This window comes from Segatella maculosa OT 289 (assembly GCF_000243015.1).
GTDB classification, from domain to species: domain Bacteria; phylum Bacteroidota; class Bacteroidia; order Bacteroidales; family Bacteroidaceae; genus Prevotella; species Prevotella maculosa.
The window spans coordinates 89511-109343 of record NZ_JH594506.1; the positions used below are offsets into that span (position 1 = coordinate 89511).

Genomic DNA, 19833 nt, shown 5'->3' on the forward strand with positions numbered 1-19833 from the left:
ATTTTCATCGTATGTCGTGCATATTGAACCTTGAAACGAGCACCGACGTATGCTCGGTTGCTGTCAGTAACGACGCAGCATGCATCTTCAACAAGGAAGACCACAGCGGACCTCACCACAACGAGACGCTCGGCAGCTTTGTCGATGAGGCGCTTTCGTTCATCGACAGCCATGACCTCGTGCTCGATGCCGTGGCCGTGAGCTGCGGACCGGGGTCGTATACGGGGCTGCGCATCGGCACTTCGATGGCCAAGGGCATCTGTTACGGTCGCGATGTGCGGCTGATTGCCATACCGACATTGGAGCTTTTGGCTGTCCCCGTGCTGCTTCAAGAGCTCCCGAAAGCCGAAGATGCGCTGCTCGTTCCCATGCTCGACGCCCGCCGTATGGAGGTCTATGCGCAGGTGTTCGACCGCGCATTGAACGAGATAAGGCCCGTTCAGGCCGACATTGTGACTGCCGAGACCTATCGAGATCAGCTTGACAAGGGTCCGGTTTACTTCTTCGGGAACGGTGCGGCCAAGTGTATGAGCACGATAAACCATGCGAATGCGCATCTCGTGGAGGGCATTCTGCCCCTCGCCAAGAACATGTTTCCGCTGGCAGAGAAGCGCATTGCGCAAGGAAAGTACGAAGATGTGGCCTACTTTGTGCCCTTCTATCTGAAGGATTTTGTGGCCAAAACGCCAAAGAAATTACTGTGATATGGATATAAAAGGATTGGATTACAATACGCAACGCGAGAAACTCGTGATGCCGGAATACGGACGTGAAGTGCAAAGCATGGTGGATTACTGTGTCAAGCTGGCTGATAAGGCCGAGCGACAAGCCTGTGCCGAGACCATTATCACCATCATGGAGCGTATGTTTCCGCAGGGAAGAGAGAGCACAAACTACCGCCAAAAGCTGTGGGACCAGCTGGCCATCATGAGCAATTTCAAGTTGGATATCGACTGGCCTTACGACATCAGCGAGGCCAACAAGATGGTTTCGCGGCCCCAACCGATGGCTTATCCGATGCAACGGATAGCGGTCAGGCACTACGGACACATCATTTTCGAACTCTTCGAAAAGCTTAAAGCAATGGAACCCGGGCCGGAACGCGATGCCCTTGTGCGCCTGACAGCCAATCAAATGAAGGTGGATCTCATGGCATGGAGCCACGGATCGAACGACAATGAAAAGGTTGCCGCAGACCTTGCACGCTACACTGACGGCAAGATACAGCTGGATTTGGACTCTTTTGTGTTCAATAAAATCGTCGAACGGCCTGTTGCCAACACGGTCAACAAGCGCAAGAAGAGATAGCCATGGAGTCATTCATCATCGAAGGAGGGCATCGGTTGAAGGGCGAAATCACGCCTCAGGGAGCCAAGAACGAGGCATTGGAGGTTATCTGTGCCACGTTGTTGACGGCCGATCCGGTCAGAATCAAGAACATTCCCGAGATACTCGACGTCAATAACCTCATCAAGTTGCTGCAGGAAATCGGTGTGAAAGTGACGCGACATGCGCAAGGTGACTTCACGTTTCAGGCCGACCAGCTCAACCTTTCCTACCTCGACAGTGTGGCGTTCGTGCAGAAATGCGCCTCGCTTCGGGGCAGTGTGCTGATGATAGGCCCGTTGTTGGGTCGCTTCGGCAAGGCCACCGTGGCCAAACCCGGTGGAGATAAGATCGGAAGACGACGCTTGGATACGCACTTCCTGGGCTTCAAACACTTGGGAGCCAAGTTTGTTCACGACCATGAACGCGATGTTTTCCAAATTCAGGCCAAGCATCTCAAGGGCACATATATGCTGCTTGACGAAGCTTCGGTCACGGGAACGGCCAACATCATCATGGCGGCTGTGATGGCAAAAGGCACAACCACCGTCTATAATGCAGCCTGCGAGCCCTACATTCAACAGCTTTGTCACTTGCTGAATGGCATGGGTGCGCGCATCAGCGGCATTGCCAGCAACCGCATTACGATAGTGGGTGTGGACCAATTGCACGCGGCTGAGCACACGATTCTGCCCGATATGATCGAGGTGGGCTCCTTTATCGGCATGGCAGCTATGGTGGGTGACGGCGTACGCATCAAGAACGTGTCGTGCAGAAACCTTGGAATCATTCCCGATACCTTCGAACGCTTGGGCATAAAAATACAGGTTGAGGGCGACGATTTGGTTGTTCCGCGTCAGCCTCATTACGTGGTCGACTCCTTTATCGACGGCACTATCATGACCTTGGCAGATGCGCCTTGGCCTGGACTTACACCGGATTTGATTTCCGTTCTGCTGGTTGTGGCCACACAGGCACGCGGGTCGGTGCTCATTCACCAAAAGATGTTCGAGAGCCGCCTGTTCTTCGTTGACAAGTTGATAGACATGGGCGCCCAAATCATTCTCTGCGACCCCCACCGGGCCGTCGTCATCGGGCACGACCATAAGAAACGGCTGCGTGCAGGGCGAATGACAAGTCCCGATATCCGTGCCGGTATCGCCTTGCTTATTGCGGCCATGAGTGCCGAAGGAACCAGTTGGATAGCCAATATCGCACAGATTGACCGCGGCTACGAGAACATCGAAGACAGACTGAACCGCTTGGGAGCCTGCATCAGGCGTGTAGACGAATAGATGATACAGGAAGAAGGCATGTAGGGACGCACGGTCCGTGCCTCTGCTCATGCGTGAACGAATAGATGATACGAGAAGAAGACATTTACAAGATAGGAAAGCTGGGGAAGCCCCATGGTGTGAAGGGCGAATTGTCGTTCCTTTTCAGCGACGATGTATTCGACCGCGTCGATGCCGACTATCTTGTTGTGGACATGGATGGCATTCTCGTGCCCTTTTTCATCGAGGAATACCGCTTCAAAAGCAATGAGAACGCACTCGTGAAGTTCGAGGATATCGACACGCAAGAGCGTGCCCGAGCGCTCACGGGCCATGCGGTTTACTTTCCGCGCAGCCTCTCCGACAGTGACGAGGCACACGTTTCGTGGGCCGAAATCATAGGGTTTGCGGTCATCGACAGGCAGAGTGGCAAGCTCGTGGGGCATATCACGTCGGTCGATGAAGCCACGATCAACACCCTGTTTGAGCTGGAAACCACCGCTGGAGGCCATGTCTTGCTGCCTGCCCACGAGGAGTTGGTCCACGAAGCCGACCTGCAGAAGCGCGAAATCCGAATGACGATACCCGACGGTCTGCTCGACTTATAAATCCAAGAAAAAGGAAATGGAAAAGAAGAAACAACAGCTATGTATCCTCGGTTCTACCGGAAGCATCGGCACACAGGCCCTCGATGTCGTCCGACAGCACCCCGACCGCTACGAAGTTTATTGTCTGACGGCCAACAACAGCGTTGAGAAACTGGCCCGGCAGGCCCGTGAATTCAAGCCCGCAGCGGTGGTCATAGCCAACGAGGCCCATTACGAAGCGTTGCAAGAGTTGCTCCGTGACGAGCCCATCAAGGTCTATGCCGGCAAAGAAGCCTTGGAACAAATCGTCTCAGCCGAGCCCATTGACATGGTATTGGCTGCGATGGTGGGCTTCTCGGGCCTTGTCCCAACCATCAAGGCCATTGAATCGCACAAGAAAATATGCTTGGCCAACAAAGAAACCTTGGTTGTTGCGGGTGAGTTGATTTGCCGTTTGGCCAAGGAAAACCACGTGCCTATCCTGCCTGTCGACAGTGAACACAGTGCCATTTTCCAGAGTATCGTGGGCGATGCTGACAATGAAATCGAGAAAATCCTGCTCACGTGTTCGGGCGGTCCCTTTCGTTTGTTCACCCAAGCGCAGCTGGAAAGCGTCACGGCGGCAGATGCCTTGAAGCACCCGACATGGGACATGGGGGCCAAAATCACCATAGATTCGGCCTCATTAATGAACAAAGGGTTCGAGGTTATGGAGGCAAAATGGCTCTTTGGTGTGCCGGCTGAGCGGATAGAAGTGCTCATTCACCCGCAGAGTATCGTGCATAGTGCCGTGCAGTTTGCCGACGGTGCGGTGAAGGCACAACTGGGCATGCCCGACATGCGGCTGCCCATACAGTATGCCTTCTCCTTTCCCGAACGCTTGCATCTCGAGGGGGAGCGGCTTGATTTGGTCAAACAGCAACGCTTGGAGTTCTTCGAACCCGACCGAAACAAGTTCAAATGCCTCGCTTTGGCCTACGAAGCCATCGACAAGGGAGGCAATATGCCGTGCATACTGAATGCGGCCAACGAGATTGTCAATGCGGCCTTCCGCGACAATCGTTGCTCTTTTCTCGGCATGGCCGACGTGATTGAGCGCACGATGCAGCAGGCAACGTTCGACAAGAGTCCCGACCTTGACGTCTATCTGCAGACAGATGCCGAGGCACGTGCCATTGCCCAAGGGCTCATTCCGAGCTGAACGGGCAGGCGAAACCAATCATAAAGTAAACAAAAACAATAAATAAGAATGGAAGTAATCGTAGTAAGAGCGTTGCAGTTTGTGCTGGCAATCTCTCTGTTGGTGCTGCTCCACGAGGGCGGACACATGTTTTTTGCCAAGCTCTTCGGCATTCGGGTTGAGAAATTCTATATCTTCTTCGATGTCGGCATCGGCAAATGGGGTGGCAGTCTGTTTCGTTTCAAACCCAAGAACAGCGATACCGAGTATGGCATGGGCTGGCTTCCGCTGGGTGGTTACTGCAAGATTGCGGGCATGATTGACGAGAGTTTCGACACCGAACAGATGGCCAAGCCTGCCCAACCGTGGGAGTTTCGCACCAAACCCACGTGGCAACGCCTGCTGGTGATGATTGGTGGCGTCACCGTGAACTTCTTTCTTGCCCTCTTCATCTACTCGATGATCATGTTCGTTTGGGGCGAAACCTACGTTCAACCCAAGGATATGACGCAGGGAATGGTGTTCAACGACGAGGCAAAAAGCTATGGACTGAGAGACCACGACGTGCTCGTGGGCACCGAAAAAGGTACGTTCAAGGAGTTCGATGCCGACATGTTCCGCACGCTTTCAGAGGCCCGGTGCGTCGATATCGTGCGCAATGGAAAGCCGATGCGCCTGAACCTGCCGGGCAATATCAATCTCTTGAACATGATCAAGACCACGCCTGCCTTCTGTCGGCCTTATCTTCCTGCAACAGTCGACTCTGTTATGCCCGGCGGTCCGGCCGAGAAACTGGGCCTGAAAAAGGGATATAAGCTGCTGGCTATCAATGGTGTGAAAATCACTTCGGCCAATCTTTTCCTCGATGAGCTTAGCCGTTTGGGCGATGAATTGGCCGCTGCGGAGACGCATGCCGACAGTATGCGAATAAGGACGGTGCAGTTGGTTTATCAAGGTGAGCGGGTTGACACCGCAAAGACCGTGCTCACGCCCGACCTGAAACTGCAGATTGCCTTCCCAAGTGTGGCCGGTCTCTACACGCCCGTGCACAAAAGCTACGGTTTCTTGGCCAGTTTCCCGGCCGGAATTGCCTACGGTTGGAACGTACTCAAAGGCTATGTGGGCGACATGAAGTATATCTTCACGGCCGATGGTGCCAAGAGTTTGGGCGGTTTCGGGTCCATTGGGAGTCTTTTCCCCTCTACGTGGGACTGGTATCTCTTTTGGAAGATGACCGCCTTCCTCAGCATTATCCTTGCCTTTATGAACATTCTTCCGATTCCCGCCCTTGATGGTGGCCACGTGATTTTCCTCATCTACGAGATGATTACGGGGCGCAAACCGGGTGAGAAGTTCATGATCAGGGCCGAATATACCGGCTTTGCCATCCTTATCCTGCTGATGGTCGTGGCCAACCTCAACGATGTCCTGCGCTGGCTGGGGTATATGTAGGGGCACATCGGGCCTGCGGTGCCCGATGCATACGCTGTTTGTGTCTTTGTTGAACGATAATCATTTCCCATATTATCGTACGTTATGTGGAGGGAGAGCTATTCGAAATTGTTTTTAGCTTGGGTGGACGCACGAACCGTGCGTCCCTACAGGTTTACAGCATTTTCCACACGCTATGATAAGGCTTTCATGAGCCTGTAGGGACGCACGGTTCGTGCGTCCGCTCCATCAATTTGCACACTTGAATATGCCGTTCAGAATTGTTTTAGCTTGGGCGGACGCACGGCCACCGTGTAATATTGTCCGTCAATGCTGTTCATTGCATAGCTATATGTCTCTCCCTTGGGTTACAGTTCTTTTTCTTCGGCCGTAAAAGGAACGGCAAACTTTTTGTATTTGAGTTTTAATTGATAGGAAGATACGGTGTCATTAAAAATAATCAACGTGTCCACCGTCTTATTGGTCTAATCAACTGCGCCTTTGATGTGTTTTGCTGTGAAAGCGAACAGAAAGAAAAGGATAAGACACTGATTGCTAAGAAGAATATCTTTTCAAACTTGAAAGCATCATTTTCAGAGAGATTGCCTAACCTATCGAACGTGTACAGGCAAGTTTATATGGTCAGTACGCGGTTTGTTAAAACTACTTTCATGCCAAAATGACATATATGTTCCCATTGTATAACCAACCCTTGGGTAACTTTGCATACTTGGCATTGTAGAAATAGCCATTGCCAGACAATTTTACTTCCTTGTCTATGGTCTTCTTTATTTGGAAAACCAAAGGAAACTCAATATACTGATGATATCATTATCAACTTTCATTAAAACAGGGAAATGAGAATCTGCTTGTGCTACGGAAATAACGTTGTCGATTTTATCATCACAAGATAAAAAGAAACTTAAAACTAAAAAAATAAAAGGATTTTTCATAGCTACCTTACTTTTACAGATATATATATATCATCTATCATGTAGTTATTGCTAAAGTCCCTATGACTGAAAGTAAAGAAAATACTGTCGTTCTGAAGAAAGGAGGAAATTAGTTTCTTATCCTTTTTCCGTAGTTGTTGAATACTACCAATTTTCACTTCGCCGCTATGAGGATAGGATTTAATATGCTTCCGCAAAAGTTTTTTTGCCTCTTGAGACAATTGTTGATATCGAATAATCACAACATATTCACGCTGCTTTCGAGCTATTTGCCACCAATTTTCACCCTTGGGAGAGTATCCGACTTTCCCATTTACATTAAATAATATTATTCCATTGAAATCCCATCCTTTATTTCCTGAAAAAAGGCTACTACTGCATTTATAAGCGTGACCTAATAAGGTGACAGTTTTAGGGGATAATCTATTTATTTGGAAAGCTAATGGAAAATCAATATATGTAATAGAATCACGTGCTATACCAACAGTAATGGGATAGTGCGAATCTATCTGTTGGATAGAAACATAATCCTTTCCACTTGTACATGACAAGAAAACGAATAAACTTATAAACAATAACTGTTTCATAAAGATTTTAAATCCCTTTTCATTTCAAACAATCTAATCATATATTTTATTTCTTCCCATACGCAATATCATCTTCAATGACATCCCCATTACGTGCATCAATAGTAACAAGATGGAAATAAACTTCAGTCTTATCTTTCCATGTTATATACCAATGGGGAATGTTGGATTCATCTACATACCGATCTACAGTTGTTTGGTCATCATAAAGATTGATGTTACGTTTTTTTGCAAAGGCCAAGATATTCTGCCAAGAGTACTTCTGATAAGGTTTATCCATATCGGTTTCTTTGAGTAGATTTCCCTTCTCATCATATTCTCTCCAAATGCCACAATGAAAATCCTGAAAATAATATTCGCCAGATACTTTAAGATGACCATTAAGGAAATAATAGCGATACTCTCCAAACTGGCTTCCTTTTCTACGTCGCATTTTAAGGTATCCGTCATCATCTTTCCCTATGTATACTACGTACCCCATAGAATCTGAATATCTACAATCTGTAGCTGGGCCCATAAACTGAATATCAGGAAATTTTTCCTCTTCCATTTTCCTATATTCAAGGATTCTTTTGTTGGCATCAGCGGTGTCAAGCCTTTCCAAACAAACCTTTTGCCTGCTTTTTCTCGATATACTCTTTTTAGGCGTAGATGCAACACACGCCGTGAAGAGAATAGACATCATCAATAAAATAAACTTTCTCATCTTTCCTGCGTATAAAAAATGCACTTGCATGCTGTTTCGCATTCAAAAATAGATAAAAAACAAATACAAAGCAAGGATATAGAAAGAAAATCACGGAAACAAAGGAATTGAGTACCAAAATATTGCTTGAAATGCCTTTAAGTACACAAAGAAAGCTCGCTATTATTGAAGGACGCCACACGATTTCATGTCTTTTAGAAAGAAAAGGATATGTTAATTATCAGCCTATTACAGTTTTTCTTTTCTGACTTATACAATTAAACATAGCATTTTCTGCCACTATTAAAAAGAAAAAGCGTGAAGGCAATCCGTACCACCTCTATTTCCGACCGGCCGAAGCTATCAATTCGCCACTCTTAGCCATGGAGTACACCCTTCTTTCCATTTTGTATATTCCACATCTGCCAATCTTAATACATTCTCAGACAAAACAATTAGAGTGAAACTTCAAATCCCCGTAAATAAGAGCATATCGCCATTTTATAATTTTGATGCATCGTTTAAATCTTTTTTTCCTTCTTTCTTTTTACCTATTATGATTAAGGAGTTTCCTCTAAAATTCAATGCCGATTTATACGACCTTTTATCAAGGCAAGACAAACACTTGGTCATAGCTTTAATACAATCCTCATATCTTTCTAAAAAGAAATACAGTTCACCTAAAGTTTCCCAACTATATCCATGTTCAGCGCAGAGCTGTACAGATTTTTCTGCAAAAGACAATCCTTTTGCGTATTGTTTAAGACAGCAATAAGTCCATGCTATATTATTATACACGGTTGCATAATCGAAAGTTTGTGGCTGTATCTGATACTCATATTTCAGAATGTTCTGCAATAGTTCTATCCTACGAGGGTCATTATCTTCCATGAGTAGTGATGAGGAAAACATTATATTTATATCAGTTGGAAATATAGCCTTTGCTTTTTCCAATATAGATTGTGCTTTGTTTGTATCCTTTAGCGTATGATAAGCTCCTGCTAAGTTTATGTAATCTTGTGGTTCTATTTTATCTTTTATTGGTTGTATCTCTAAAATATTGTTATAATATGAAATACATTCCTGAGCTGATTTAGCTGTTCTTGCAAGCCATAAAGTCGACATCATGGTGAACCATGTTAGCTGTTCATATTCTATTTTGAGTTCTTCATTATTTGATGTCAATGCTTGTGTGAATAGTTCATTATTTTTTCTCATGGTATAAATACAACTATTGAATGCATCACGTGCTTTATCTGTTTGTTTTCCAAAATAGCAAGAAAGCCCCAACTGGAAATATCTTTTTATATTGCTCGGTCTATTAGGTTCATAGGCTATTCCCTTTTCATAATTTTCTGTAGCTTTTGAAAAATCTTCTCGTTGAAGATAGACATCACCTAATCCTAAATATGCCATAGGGTTAGGGCATAAGTCCAGACTCTTTTGGTAGTTTGTCTCAGCATTCAAGTATTCCCCTTTATTGTATTGTATTTCTGCTAAGTATGAATAAGATGCTGCACGTAAGTCCTTATCAAATACAGGAATCTTTTCGAATTTTGATATTTGTTGAAGGAGGGCATTTTCCGCCTGTTCCATTTTCCCCATTTTATATAAATATACACCAAGATTATACCCAGCTTGTTCATTCATATTATCTTCGCCTAATGCCTTATGGCAGTATTTGATAGCTAATTCCTTTTGATTAGAACGATAATAAGCGGTAGCCATTTCTCCATATATAAGAGATTTTGTTTTTTCTTCAACAGCATATTTCATGCTTTCATTTAGAATAGATATGGCCGTTTCGTATTTTTCAGCCTCTATGTATTGAAAAGCTTTATAATATAAACTTATAGCTTGTTTATCAGATTCAAAACCCTTTCCATTTTGGATGATCAGTTTATTCCCATCTAATTGGATTGGCCCTAGTTTCTGAATTGCAGACTGGCCTAATAGAAGTGGGGCCTCTAGGTTGTGAGATATGGCAGCTTTTACATTTTGAATTTTGATTCCACCAATTTCCACTTCTCGTAACAAAACAGTTGTATTCTCCACAATTTCACCATTCCCAATTTGTGAGTGACTTGTACCTGTAAAATCGTTTTGTTTTAAATAACCATTCTTTAACATAAACATAGCTTCTGTCATTGATAGGTAAACTTCTGAAGCACCTGTATCAAAGATGAAATTTAATTTTAATCCATTAACCTTTCCCGGCAAAGAGTATACTTTGCCTTTAGCTGTCATTTCAATAGTCACTTGCCCTGATGCAAATGTAGCATTTATAACTAATATGACGAATAATAATATTTTTTTCATTGCATTCTGTATTTGGGTAAATAAATAGTAATCAGTAAAATATCCATATCCCTATAGACAAGCGAATGGCGATAGTACGCTTTAATCGTTTAATATTTTGTCATATAAACCCATATTTTATGGTTTTAGATTATTTTATTCTTCTGAGATTCTCAAATGATTGTCCTTGTATTACTTCGGCTGTTTGAGCATTTAATATGTTAACAATGAAATTCTTCGGTACAAGAGAACTTCTCGATGTATCGAAAAATTCAAAAACTTGAAGTGGCACCTTATTTCCATGAAAATCATATAAAACAAGATATGTGTTCACAAACATTGTAGAAGAGGAAGATTCTCTTTTCTGCTTTACAATCTCTCCAGTATATAACACAGTTGTATTTATCACAATTGTCATGAACTCTTTTCCTTCAGCAGAAGAAAAGGCTATTACTCCTTCTCCATTTCCATTAAGCGTTTCGATAACATTACCTTTGGAATCTAAGTTACTAATCGTTCTAAAAGAATAAACTTTGGTTTGCTTTATGTTCTGGGTATACGAATAGCTACAAACAAAAAGCATTACTAAGATTGTTGCTAATATTTTTTTCATTACATTCTATATTTGGGTAAATAATCGTAAGATATAGAAGCCGTATTATCATACGACGAGTAACTCACATAAACGTAGAAATAGGAATAGCTAAAGGTAAAGGCATTATCGCTTTCTGAAACATATTGATAGTTCGTTTTATAAAAAGCATTGACAACTGATACAAACCAATCATGAGGGTAATTCCCTTCTCCTTCAATAAGCATAAACTCTGACACTACACGATTGCCTTTTATGCCAAACATCATATTATCCCCATCTTTATATAAGGTTTGGTCAGCATATTCTCCCCAATATCTTAATTGGGGGAATTCTATTGCCAATTGTACTAAAGTCTTCCCCAGATTATTCTTCGGCTCCGCTTGTGAATAAGCAACTATTGAAACCATCAATCCGAATATCAATAGAATATTACGTAATTTCATATTGTTATTCCTTTTGTTGTTTCTTCAATTGTTTTAGTGCTTCTAAGGCTGCCTTAGCTTGATAATAACCCTTACTCTTTGCTTTCTTATACTCTTTCTTTGCTGATTTATAATCTCCAAAGGATTGAAATACTTGCCCTCTGTCATAATATAGCTTTTCAGTATAGAAGCCTGTATTAAGGGCATAATTGGAATAGGTTATGAATCCACTTTTATCCCCTTTCCCCAAAGCTCTGTATGCTTCATACAGATACTCATTAAACATTTTTTCTCGGTATGCCCTATCAACAGCTTGCGCTTGTGCTTGTAGCATTAGTTGCTCATACGAAAGGGGACGGAACTTTGCATTTATGACCGTCTGTGAATTTACAAAAGTTGTTGTAATTACTAACAATAATAATGAAAGGCTTAATTTTCTCATTTGCTATTAAGTATTTAGATTAAATCTTTATCGTGAATCTAGCTTTTATTTCTTCAAGGTCTTCAATGGCAAACGACAGAGTGTCATTTTTATATTGTTTTTTGACTTTACTAATAATCTGTTCTATCATCCTGATCAAAGGGAATACATAGATTTTACACTGTGCATCGTCTGATTTATCTTTAAACGAACCTTCCCACTTCCGTTTTGGAAGTTCTACTATTATTTCTTCTTTGTCATCAAAGCAAATGGTAAACTTCTCTGTAGGTTTCTTATTTCTTTGATTATAATTTACTAATCCAAAATTATGAGCCAATGAGTTCCTTAGATTTTTTATAGCTTTAGTTTCATCTTCACCAAATGTCTTTGGACAGAAAGCACTAATTGCTTTTTTTATTCCATTTTCTACTTCTTCTTCCTTACAGAATAGAGTTCCTATCTGCTCCAGCGCATTCAGATAAAGCAATAATGCAGAAAAGAGTTCCGCTTCATCAGAACATAAATCGGTGTTTATCCCATTTTTAGCTTGGCCAACAAGATTATGCCGAAAGGAAAACTTCATATAGTTAATATCGTCTGTCCCCTTTATCCCTAAATGAAATTTTGCACTTTCTAATGCTAACTGAAGGGTGCTTTTTCTACTTGTGTTCTGCCTTAGCCCTAATATCAGTTCTGCAATTTCTTTTTTTTCGGTCGTATCGATAAGCATAAATTTATTATCCAAATGGCTAATAAACTCCCCAGATTCAGCCGATTAAACTATAAGGTTCCATATATCATAAAGCGTGGGAATCTGTACATGTCACTCGTCCCACACTCTGAGGCCTTCGCATTACCCAATCCTGTCTGAACGAGCAACGCAGAAGCCCACGCTGATATGTATATAGTTCATCTCTTTTTATTAGAGATAAAGATATAACATATCCATGAACATCTACCGTTGCTTTGTTTTGACAGGATTTGAAAGTTGCGAAGTTTCAGAGTGTCAAGAACAATGCGTCAAGTAAACGCTAATTCCATATATGCATTCTCACGAATTTCTACTTGTTTATAGATTTCAAATGAGAACGATGCAAATATAATACTTTTTTCACAAAAAAGCAAAAAGAGAGTATGAAATAAAGAAAAAGTTCTGAAAATCTAAAAGAAAACAGATCTATTTATACCTTTCTATTAGTAAGGAGTTATTTGCAAGCAGAGCATAGCAAATAGAACGGTTACCATTCCACTATACGCAAATCTACCAAGTGCATGAAACATACTTGACAAAGGATTATCGCTTTTCTATTCAAACTTATAAAAAGATTTTTCCCCGAAAAACTTGCAAAGGGGGTGCAAGATTTTGTATATTTGCAGAAGCCAGGCTGCACTCGGCAATTTGAAAACAAGTTTTCATTGCGCTCGTTTGCACTGTCTTTGCAGAAGCCAGGCTGCACTCGGCAATCTGAAAACAAGTTTTCATTGCGCTCGTTTGCCCCGACTTTGTAGCCAAGTAAATAAGGATAACACTTAATAATCACATCAAAATGGAAAACAAAAACACGCAAAGGGTGGGAACGACTGCCCGAAGGAACACCGTAAACAATGCTTCGGAACTCTTCGTACGCTTCAATCTCTCGATGCTCAACGCTTATGACATGGTACTCGTACGCGAAAAGTACGGCATAGCGGGCTGGGGTATCGTGCTCTACATCATGAAATACCTCTTGGAACGGCGCACCGAATGCCGCGCTCCACTCTACGCTGTGGCGGAGATTGCACATGCTTGCCACAAGAATCAGAAAACAATCCTGCAACTCATTTACGATCTCCCCGCACTCTTCACCATCGAACCCGATGGACAGATTTTTACGAGCCCCTATCTCGTGCGATTTTTTGTTAAAAATAGCACGGAAAAAGAGAAATCAAATAGAAATTTAAATAAATTAACAAATGGAAGCGTTGATAATCAAGCGATTAACTTTCCTAAGAACTATGAACTAGAACTAGAACAAAGAACGACGAAAGAGAAAAAAAGAGAAAGTCGGCGGAAAAAAATGTCCGCCGTCGTCGCCGATTCTTCTGTCGATAAAACTGTTTCTGAAGACGCGGAGGCCGTCGACGCCGACGTTGTGGTCGAAGGAAAAGTTGCTGAAGACACGAAAGCGGTCGCCGTGGCCAATGCTTCTGCCGACAAAACCGCTGCGGCTCCAAGGCATGCCGTGCCAAAAGCCACCAGAAAGGCTCCTGCTACCGCGGTCCGCGCACCGTCGCCACAGCCCGTGTCGCCCACTTCGCAAGCCACACCGCCAGCCGACGTGGCTACATCGTCGCCCGACACGACTGCACAACCCGACGAAGGCGTGCCCCGTGAGCTGCTGGCCCTACTCTATGCCGACAACAGCTACATGGCGAGCCTCGAACACATGGTCGACCTCGCTGTGCATGCCAACCTCTTCGTGCGCCGCAACCTGCTGCTGTGGTTCCAAGGCTACTGCCGAATGCACGCCAAACGCATTCGGTCGGCCTCCGATGCCAAGGACTACTTGGCCAATCTGCTGCGTCCCGGCAGCAACACCCGTGCCCAATTCATGGCCTATCAGAACCGGATTTATGAAAGGCAAAGGTGAAAGCCCCAAAAGGAGGAGAAGCCTCTCCTTGTCCCTCCAAAGGAGGGGAGTGACAACTGTCCGCGGGGCTGCTCTCCCTTCCTTTGGAAGGGACGGGGGAGGCTTTCGGAGTGTGGCTTTCGGGGAAGGTTTCTCTTTGAAAGGCTCTCCCATTGCATGGCAATATGCCCCATTTCAGCGTGCAATCTCAGCCACTTTGCAGGGCGAAACGGGCCATATTGCACCGCGAAATGGCTGATATGAGGAGTAGGGACCTTGGCTTTGAACTTTGAACTTCAAAGTCAGCTAATCCTAAAGTTCAAACTTCAAAGTTCAATGTTCAATATTCCTACATACATTCGAAAGACCATTGAACGGAGGCTACTCTATTGAAGGGGGCTGAGGGAGGGTCCGCAAGCTCGGTCTCCCCTCCTTTGGAGGGGTCGGGGGAGGCTTCTCTTGGAAGGACCCGGGAGAGGCTTTCCCCCCTCCCTTTGGGCCGGAGAAAAAAATAACCCCCGTGCAAACGCACGGGGGCCCGTCTAACCTGAATCTTCTTACCACAAAATCAAATGCTAACAGCTATTGAGATTAGACGGAAAACACCGGATATCGCATCCGATCTCCTCCTATCACGCTGCAAATATACGGCTTTAATTCCGAAGCATTGTTATACATTTTACGTTTCGATTTGCACATTTCGCTGATATTTGCATCATTTGGCAGAAATTCCATAAGGAAGGAGGTGCGCAGGCGCGGTAATCCCGTCTGTTCGCCCAATATTGATGCGCGTGAACGTCCGCAGAAAAGGGCCACGCACACCGTCGGTCGGTGCGCACGATACAGCCGTTTGATTGGAAGAACGCGTTGAAATTCAAGGCTGTTCACGCTCGAGCGAGACCGCATGGATATAGCGGAACAGGGGGCGGTCAACAGTTTCGAGGGCCAACGCGTATCGGCGCATGAACGGGGGACGGTGAAGGTTGCGCCGCTGTCGGGCTTTCGAGAGATAAGACCGCGGATTGTGGGGTTCGTGGAGGTTGAGGCGCAGGCAGACGTCGTGGGTGAGGCGGCCGAAAGAGTAGCAGCGGCCGGTGGCATCGCAGAGGTCGCAGCCCATGCACACGGCATTGATGGCCTCCAGCAGGTCGGTGGTGGTGCCCTTCCATGTATAGCGGTCGGGCGAAAGGGCGAGGATAGCGACGATTTCGCTTTTCATGGATTCTAATATTCTTTCCATCTTCAACTGGTTTTTGGTTCATTGGTGGGCCTTCCGGCCGGTCTTCGTCAGCAAAGCAGGCGAGCCGGACAGGTAATTCTTAGGTGCAAAGTTAGCAGTTTGAATGGAAATATATTTTCACTCTGGCCTGTTCGGGCGTTAATGGAATTTAAAACAGCATCTTTTTCGGAGCGTATCAGTTTTTTGTATCAGATAAAACTTGACAAAGGGGTGCAAGATTTCGTATCTTTGCCATGTGTTCAGGATAACAATTTTCTTATACCTTAATAACAAAAACAAATGAGAAAAACAACAGAAGAAATGTATTCGCCTCATTTCTCAAAACAGGAAATGCAACGGTCGGGCATGGCGATAAGACTCGGGATAGAGAATCAGCCCGGCCGTGAGGAAGAGGAAAACCTGCGGCAGCTGTGCCTCAACGTGCTGGAACCCCTCCGCATGCGTTTCGGACGCATCATCATCACAAGCGGATATCGCTCAAATGCCCTGAATAAGGCAATTGGAGGAACCTTCAACTCACAGCACATGCGCGGGGAAGCAGCCGACATTCATATCCCCAACGAGGCAATCGGGCGGCGCTACTACCTGTTCATCAAGCACACACTCGTCTTCGATCAACTGCTCTTTGAGCACCGAATGCGCAATGGTTGCATGTGGCTCCACGTGAGCTTCCGCCAACCTCCGCACCACAATCGGGGCGAAGCCATGGAAATGACTATCTGAAAGCAAACGTTTCGCAATATTCCAATTGGAAAAACACTATCAATTTTATTAACAATTTAACAAAAAGAAAGGGTAACTATTATGCCAGTGATTTACAAAATCTACAAGAACAACAACAAGAAGCACCCGGGTTACGGTAAGTTCTACGCACGGGCCATGCACAACGGCACTGCCGACCTGAACGACATCTCGGCCATCATCGAGCGCAACTGCTCCATGAAGAAGAGCGATGTGCAGGCCGTGCTGACCGAACTGGTGGAGGTGATGACCGATCAGCTTCAAAGTTCCAAGCGCGTGAAGCTCGATGGGTTCGGCAGCTTCAAGATTTCCATCAGCACCGCGGGCGCAGACTCGGCGGGAAACTTCAACCCCACCAAGCACCTCAAGGGCATGCGCGTGCTCTTCACGCCCGAAACACGTGTTGACGGCAGCTCTCACAAGCGCGTGAAGGCTATGCTCAGCGGTGCGACGCTGAAGGAGATGGACCAGTATGCCATCGTGAAGGAAAAGAAAAGCAAGGCCGGTGGACAACCCCACGCATAAAACAGAAAGGAGGTAAATATGAACAAGCTCAATCTATGGAGAATCATCTTCCACGTGATTATCAATGTGGCTACAACCATTCTTGAAAGCCTCTCCCGACCGCAAAAGGAGGAGCGGACAAAGTAGTAAAGGCCGAGTGAACGAGGGCGCACTGAAGGCCCAAATCATGTGAAGACCGGGCAGGGTAGTCTAACCAACCACCCTGCCCCTTTTGTTTTGAAGTCTGAAGTTCGAGGTTTTGAACATTGAAGTTTCATTCCTTCTTATCCTAAATGAAAGGAGGAGATACCAGAAAATCTTGTTCGCTGTTCGCCTTAATGGTGGTAGTGTCACGGTTCCCATTCGGTTCCCCAAGTATATTTTATAACCATTCATGTTGTTAAAGACGGCCACAAAGGGACTATAGGGCCACATGAAGAAGTTTATCTGATGAGCAATATAAGTCATATCAGCCATATTAGCACACAAAATGAGCGGGATTACACGGTGAAATAGGTGGGATTGAAATGTAGGGACGCACGGTTCGTGCGTCCGCTCAAGGGAATTGAAAGCAAATCGCGCGATTGTTGGGACGGACGCACGAGCCGTGCGTCCCTACATACGCATCAACAATCAACTTGTTAACCTGTTTACTTTGTCAACCGGCCAACTGAAAACGGGGAAGCGGTGCTTTCTTACTCTTTCCGGGCTTCAATGGCCTGCATGATGAGCTTTTCGAGCTCTTCACACAGCTCGGGATTGTCGCGGAGCAAGGTCTTGGTGGCATCGCGACCCTGTGCCAATTTGGAACCGTTATAGCTGAACCAACTCCCGCTTTTATTGATAATATTGTATTCAACGCCGAGGTCGAGAATCTCGCCCACCTTACTGATGCCCTCTCCGAACATGATTTCGAACTCAGCCTTGCGGAACGGAGGGGCCACTTTGTTCTTGACAACTTTTACACGTACTTGGTTTCCGATGACATTGTCACCGTCCTTGATGCTCGTGACCCGCCGGATATCGAGGCGGACGCTGCTATAGAACTTCAAAGCATTACCGCCCGTGGTGGTTTCGGGATTGCCGAACATCACGCCAATCTTCTCGCGCAACTGGTTGATAAAGATGCAGCAAGTGTTGGTTTTGCTGATGGTCGAGGTGAGTTTTCGCAGGGCTTGGCTCATCAACCGGGCTTGCAGGCCCACCACATTGTCGCCCATGTCGCCCTCAATCTCCTTTTTCGGCGTCAGTGCGGCAACGGAATCGACCACCAATATGTCTACGGCACTCGAACGAATCAGTTCATCTGCAATCTGCAAAGCCTGTTCTCCGTTGTCCGGTTGACTGATCCATAGGTTGTCAACATCGACACCCAACTTGGCAGCATAGAAGCGGTCGAAGGCGTGTTCGGCATCGATGAAGGCCGCAATGCCGCCTTTTTTCTGCGTTTCGGCAATGGCATGGAGGGCCACGGTGGTCTTACCAGACGACTCGGGGCCATAGATTTCGATGATTCTTCCACGCGGATAACCGCCCACACCGAGGGCCACATTGAGGCCGATGCTGCCGGTAGGGATCACTTCCACATGCTCAATCTGCTCGTCTCCCATGCGCATGATGGAGCCTTTTCCAAAGTCTTTCTCTATTTTAGACATTGCTGCCTGCAGTGCTTTCAGCTTTTCGCTCTGCGGGTTGCTTTCGTTTTCTTTTGTCATATCTTTGTTTTTTAAATGAATTTCTTAGAGTTCCAAGTCGCCATCGAACACTTCGTGCCACGGAAGTCCCTGCGTGTTGAGCTGTTCCATGAACGGATCGGGGTCGAATTCCTCCACGTTCCACACGCCGGGCCGCCTCCACAGGCCCTTGACAAACATCATTGCACCAATCATCGCGGGCACACCCGTGGTGTAACTGACGCCTTGCATGCCCGTTTCCTTGTAGGCTTCCTGATGCTTACAGTTGTTATATATATAATAGGTGTGCTCCTTTCCGTCTTTGATTCCGCGTATCCGGCAACCGATAGAAGTCTCTCCATCGTAGTTTTCGCCCAAGTCTTGCGGGTTGGGCAGCACGGCTTTGAGGAATTGAAGCGGCACAATCTTCACCTTTGCGGTCTTGGTGGGATCGCTGGAAAGCGGCGCTTCATACTCAACCTCATCGATACGAGCCATTCCGATGTTCTGAATTACGTCGAGATAGTTGAGGTATTGCTGTCCGAACGTCATCCAAAAGCGAGCCTGTTTGATGGTGGGATAGTTCTTAACCAGCGACTCCAACTCCTCATGATGCATCAAATAGCTGTCGCGCGGTCCGATGTTTGGGTAGGTAAGGTCCTTGTGAACAGCCAGCGGTTCGGTCTCAATCCATTCGCCATCCTTGTAATATAGGCCCTTCTGGGTTATCTCCCTGATGTTGATTTCTGGGTTGAAATTCGTTGCAAAAGCCTTGTGATGGTTGCCCGCATTGCAGTCGACAATATCGAGATATTGCAGTTCATCGAAGTGATGTTTGGCCGCATAAGCCGTGTAGATGCCCGAAACACCGGGGTCAAAGCCGCAACCCAAGATTGCAGTAAGCCCTGCCTTCTCGAACTTATCCTTGTAAGCCCACTGCCAAGAATACTCGAAATGCGCCTCATCCTTAGGCTCATAGTTGGCCGTGTCGAGGTAGTTGCAGCCGCAAGCGAGGCAGGCCTCCATGATTGTCAAGTCCTGATAAGGCAATGCAAGATTGACGACAAGTTCGGGTTTGTAGGCATTGAAGAGCGTTTTGAGCTGGTCCACGTCGTCTGCATCCACCTCGGCTGTCTTGATATTCATGCTGTATCCCTTGGCATGGATGGCCTCAACGAGTCGGTCGCACTTGGCTTTGCGCCTACTTGCAATCATCAATTCCGTGAAGACATCGGCGTTTTGTGCCATCTTAAAGGCTGCAACGGTGGCCACACCACCGGCTCCTATCATCAGTATTCTACTCATAT

At 45.7% G+C, this 19833-nt stretch carries 19 protein-coding genes; 9 read left to right on the plus strand and 10 right to left on the minus strand.

From position 1 onward, the window contains the following. Positions 1-11: 11 nt before the first annotated feature. The 6 genes from tsaB to rseP all read left to right on the plus strand — a co-directional run bounded on the left by tsaB (position 12) and on the right by rseP (position 5819). On the plus strand, positions 12-704 hold the full coding sequence (gene tsaB / locus HMPREF9944_RS09155) for a tRNA (adenosine(37)-N6)-threonylcarbamoyltransferase complex dimerization subunit type 1 TsaB (RefSeq protein WP_008565923.1): 693 nt from the start codon (positions 12-14) through the stop codon (positions 702-704). 1 nt (position 705) lies between these two features. After that, entirely contained in the window at positions 706-1308 is a 603-nt protein-coding gene (locus tag HMPREF9944_RS09160; protein WP_008565924.1) for a DUF4290 domain-containing protein, read from the plus strand. Between the two features lie 2 nt (positions 1309-1310). Next, complete coding sequence (murA, locus tag HMPREF9944_RS09165; protein ID WP_008565925.1) at positions 1311-2621, plus strand: UDP-N-acetylglucosamine 1-carboxyvinyltransferase; 1311 nt, start codon at positions 1311-1313, stop codon at positions 2619-2621. Positions 2622-2686: 65 nt separating this feature from the next. Further along, a complete protein-coding gene (gene rimM, locus HMPREF9944_RS09170) occupies positions 2687-3208 on the plus strand; it encodes a ribosome maturation factor RimM (protein ID WP_008565926.1) in 522 nt (173 codons plus the stop codon). 16 nt (positions 3209-3224) lie between these two features. Further along, positions 3225-4388, plus strand: coding sequence for a 1-deoxy-D-xylulose-5-phosphate reductoisomerase (locus HMPREF9944_RS09175; protein WP_008565927.1), 1164 nt, complete (start codon positions 3225-3227; stop codon positions 4386-4388). 48 nt (positions 4389-4436) lie between these two features. After that, complete coding sequence (gene rseP / locus HMPREF9944_RS09180; RefSeq protein WP_008565928.1) at positions 4437-5819, plus strand: RIP metalloprotease RseP; 1383 nt, start codon at positions 4437-4439, stop codon at positions 5817-5819. Between the two features lie 934 nt (positions 5820-6753). On the opposite strand, the gene HMPREF9944_RS09190 is transcribed toward rseP, so the two are convergent. The 7 genes from HMPREF9944_RS09190 to HMPREF9944_RS09220 form a co-directional block, all read right to left on the minus strand. Further along, positions 6754-7338, minus strand: a complete 585-nt coding sequence (locus tag HMPREF9944_RS09190) for a hypothetical protein (RefSeq protein ID WP_008565930.1) — start codon at positions 7336-7338, stop codon at positions 6754-6756. A 46-nt stretch (positions 7339-7384) separates the two neighbouring features. Continuing rightward, positions 7385-8044 (minus strand): toxin-antitoxin system YwqK family antitoxin, encoded by a 660-nt coding sequence (locus HMPREF9944_RS09195; protein WP_044113600.1) that lies wholly within the window; start codon positions 8042-8044, stop codon positions 7385-7387. A gap of 480 nt (positions 8045-8524) precedes the next feature. Continuing rightward, positions 8525-10342, minus strand: a complete 1818-nt coding sequence (locus HMPREF9944_RS09200) for a retroviral-like aspartic protease family protein (RefSeq protein ID WP_008565932.1) — start codon at positions 10340-10342, stop codon at positions 8525-8527. Positions 10343-10472: 130 nt separating this feature from the next. Continuing rightward, complete coding sequence (locus tag HMPREF9944_RS09205; RefSeq protein ID WP_008565933.1) at positions 10473-10934, minus strand: hypothetical protein; 462 nt, start codon at positions 10932-10934, stop codon at positions 10473-10475. Next, positions 10934-11359, minus strand: coding sequence for a hypothetical protein (locus HMPREF9944_RS09210; RefSeq protein WP_008565934.1), 426 nt, complete (start codon positions 11357-11359; stop codon positions 10934-10936). Before HMPREF9944_RS09210 ends, HMPREF9944_RS09205 begins: the two co-directional genes overlap by 1 nt. A gap of 4 nt (positions 11360-11363) precedes the next feature. Further along, complete coding sequence (locus HMPREF9944_RS09215; protein ID WP_008565936.1) at positions 11364-11780, minus strand: hypothetical protein; 417 nt, start codon at positions 11778-11780, stop codon at positions 11364-11366. 19 nt (positions 11781-11799) lie between these two features. Then, positions 11800-12489, minus strand: a complete 690-nt coding sequence (locus HMPREF9944_RS09220) for a hypothetical protein (protein WP_008565938.1) — start codon at positions 12487-12489, stop codon at positions 11800-11802. 817 nt (positions 12490-13306) lie between these two features. On the opposite strand from HMPREF9944_RS09220, the gene HMPREF9944_RS09225 reads away from it, so the two are divergent. Beyond that, on the plus strand, positions 13307-14389 hold the full coding sequence (locus HMPREF9944_RS09225; RefSeq protein WP_008565939.1) for a DUF7833 domain-containing protein: 1083 nt from the start codon (positions 13307-13309) through the stop codon (positions 14387-14389). Between the two features lie 853 nt (positions 14390-15242). On the opposite strand, the gene HMPREF9944_RS12800 is transcribed toward HMPREF9944_RS09225, so the two are convergent. Further along, positions 15243-15608, minus strand: coding sequence for a hypothetical protein (locus tag HMPREF9944_RS12800; protein ID WP_008565940.1), 366 nt, complete (start codon positions 15606-15608; stop codon positions 15243-15245). 279 nt (positions 15609-15887) lie between these two features. On the opposite strand from HMPREF9944_RS12800, the gene HMPREF9944_RS09235 reads away from it, so the two are divergent. Together HMPREF9944_RS09235 and HMPREF9944_RS09240 are read left to right on the plus strand one after the other, a co-directional pair. Then, the gene (locus tag HMPREF9944_RS09235; RefSeq protein WP_008565941.1) at positions 15888-16331 is read left to right on the plus strand and encodes a D-Ala-D-Ala carboxypeptidase family metallohydrolase; all 444 of its coding nucleotides are present in this window, start codon (positions 15888-15890) and stop codon (positions 16329-16331) included. 81 nt (positions 16332-16412) lie between these two features. After that, positions 16413-16874 carry an HU family DNA-binding protein gene (locus HMPREF9944_RS09240; RefSeq protein ID WP_008565942.1) on the plus strand — a complete coding sequence of 154 codons (462 nt, stop codon included), beginning with the start codon at positions 16413-16415 and terminating at the stop codon, positions 16872-16874. A 674-nt stretch (positions 16875-17548) separates the two neighbouring features. On the opposite strand, the gene recA is transcribed toward HMPREF9944_RS09240, so the two are convergent. Then, entirely contained in the window at positions 17549-18568 is a 1020-nt protein-coding gene (gene recA, locus HMPREF9944_RS09250; RefSeq protein ID WP_008565944.1) for a recombinase RecA, read from the minus strand. Between the two features lie 24 nt (positions 18569-18592). Next, entirely contained in the window at positions 18593-19831 is a 1239-nt protein-coding gene (locus HMPREF9944_RS09255; RefSeq protein ID WP_008565945.1) for a saccharopine dehydrogenase family protein, read from the minus strand. Positions 19832-19833: the final 2 nt, after the last annotated feature.

Excerpts from the sequence above, each read along its gene's own strand:
- murA (WP_008565925.1), top strand. The coding sequence starts at position 1,311 with ATGGAGTCATTCATCATCGAAGGAGGGCATCGGTTGAAGGGCGAAATC.
- HMPREF9944_RS09225 (WP_008565939.1), top strand. The coding sequence starts at position 13,307 with ATGGAAAACAAAAACACGCAAAGGGTGGGAACGACTGCCCGAAGGAAC.
- tsaB (WP_008565923.1), top strand. The coding sequence starts at position 12 with ATGTCGTGCATATTGAACCTTGAAACGAGCACCGACGTATGCTCGGTT.
- rseP (WP_008565928.1), top strand. The coding sequence starts at position 4,437 with ATGGAAGTAATCGTAGTAAGAGCGTTGCAGTTTGTGCTGGCAATCTCT.
- HMPREF9944_RS09240 (WP_008565942.1), top strand. The coding sequence starts at position 16,413 with ATGCCAGTGATTTACAAAATCTACAAGAACAACAACAAGAAGCACCCG.
- HMPREF9944_RS09175 (WP_008565927.1), top strand. The coding sequence starts at position 3,225 with ATGGAAAAGAAGAAACAACAGCTATGTATCCTCGGTTCTACCGGAAGC.
- HMPREF9944_RS09220 (WP_008565938.1), bottom strand. The coding sequence starts at position 12,489 with ATGCTTATCGATACGACCGAAAAAAAAGAAATTGCAGAACTGATATTA.
- HMPREF9944_RS09255 (WP_008565945.1), bottom strand. The coding sequence starts at position 19,831 with ATGAGTAGAATACTGATGATAGGAGCCGGTGGTGTGGCCACCGTTGCA.
- HMPREF9944_RS09235 (WP_008565941.1), top strand. The coding sequence starts at position 15,888 with ATGAGAAAAACAACAGAAGAAATGTATTCGCCTCATTTCTCAAAACAG.
- HMPREF9944_RS09215 (WP_008565936.1), bottom strand. The coding sequence starts at position 11,780 with ATGAGAAAATTAAGCCTTTCATTATTATTGTTAGTAATTACAACAACT.
- HMPREF9944_RS09195 (WP_044113600.1), bottom strand. The coding sequence starts at position 8,044 with ATGAGAAAGTTTATTTTATTGATGATGTCTATTCTCTTCACGGCGTGT.
- HMPREF9944_RS12800 (WP_008565940.1), bottom strand. The coding sequence starts at position 15,608 with ATGGAAAGAATATTAGAATCCATGAAAAGCGAAATCGTCGCTATCCTC.
- HMPREF9944_RS09160 (WP_008565924.1), top strand. The coding sequence starts at position 706 with ATGGATATAAAAGGATTGGATTACAATACGCAACGCGAGAAACTCGTG.
- HMPREF9944_RS09210 (WP_008565934.1), bottom strand. The coding sequence starts at position 11,359 with ATGAAATTACGTAATATTCTATTGATATTCGGATTGATGGTTTCAATA.
- HMPREF9944_RS09205 (WP_008565933.1), bottom strand. The coding sequence starts at position 10,934 with ATGAAAAAAATATTAGCAACAATCTTAGTAATGCTTTTTGTTTGTAGC.
- recA (WP_008565944.1), bottom strand. The coding sequence starts at position 18,568 with ATGACAAAAGAAAACGAAAGCAACCCGCAGAGCGAAAAGCTGAAAGCA.
- HMPREF9944_RS09200 (WP_008565932.1), bottom strand. The coding sequence starts at position 10,342 with ATGAAAAAAATATTATTATTCGTCATATTAGTTATAAATGCTACATTT.
- rimM (WP_008565926.1), top strand. The coding sequence starts at position 2,687 with ATGATACGAGAAGAAGACATTTACAAGATAGGAAAGCTGGGGAAGCCC.
- HMPREF9944_RS09190 (WP_008565930.1), bottom strand. The coding sequence starts at position 7,338 with ATGAAACAGTTATTGTTTATAAGTTTATTCGTTTTCTTGTCATGTACA.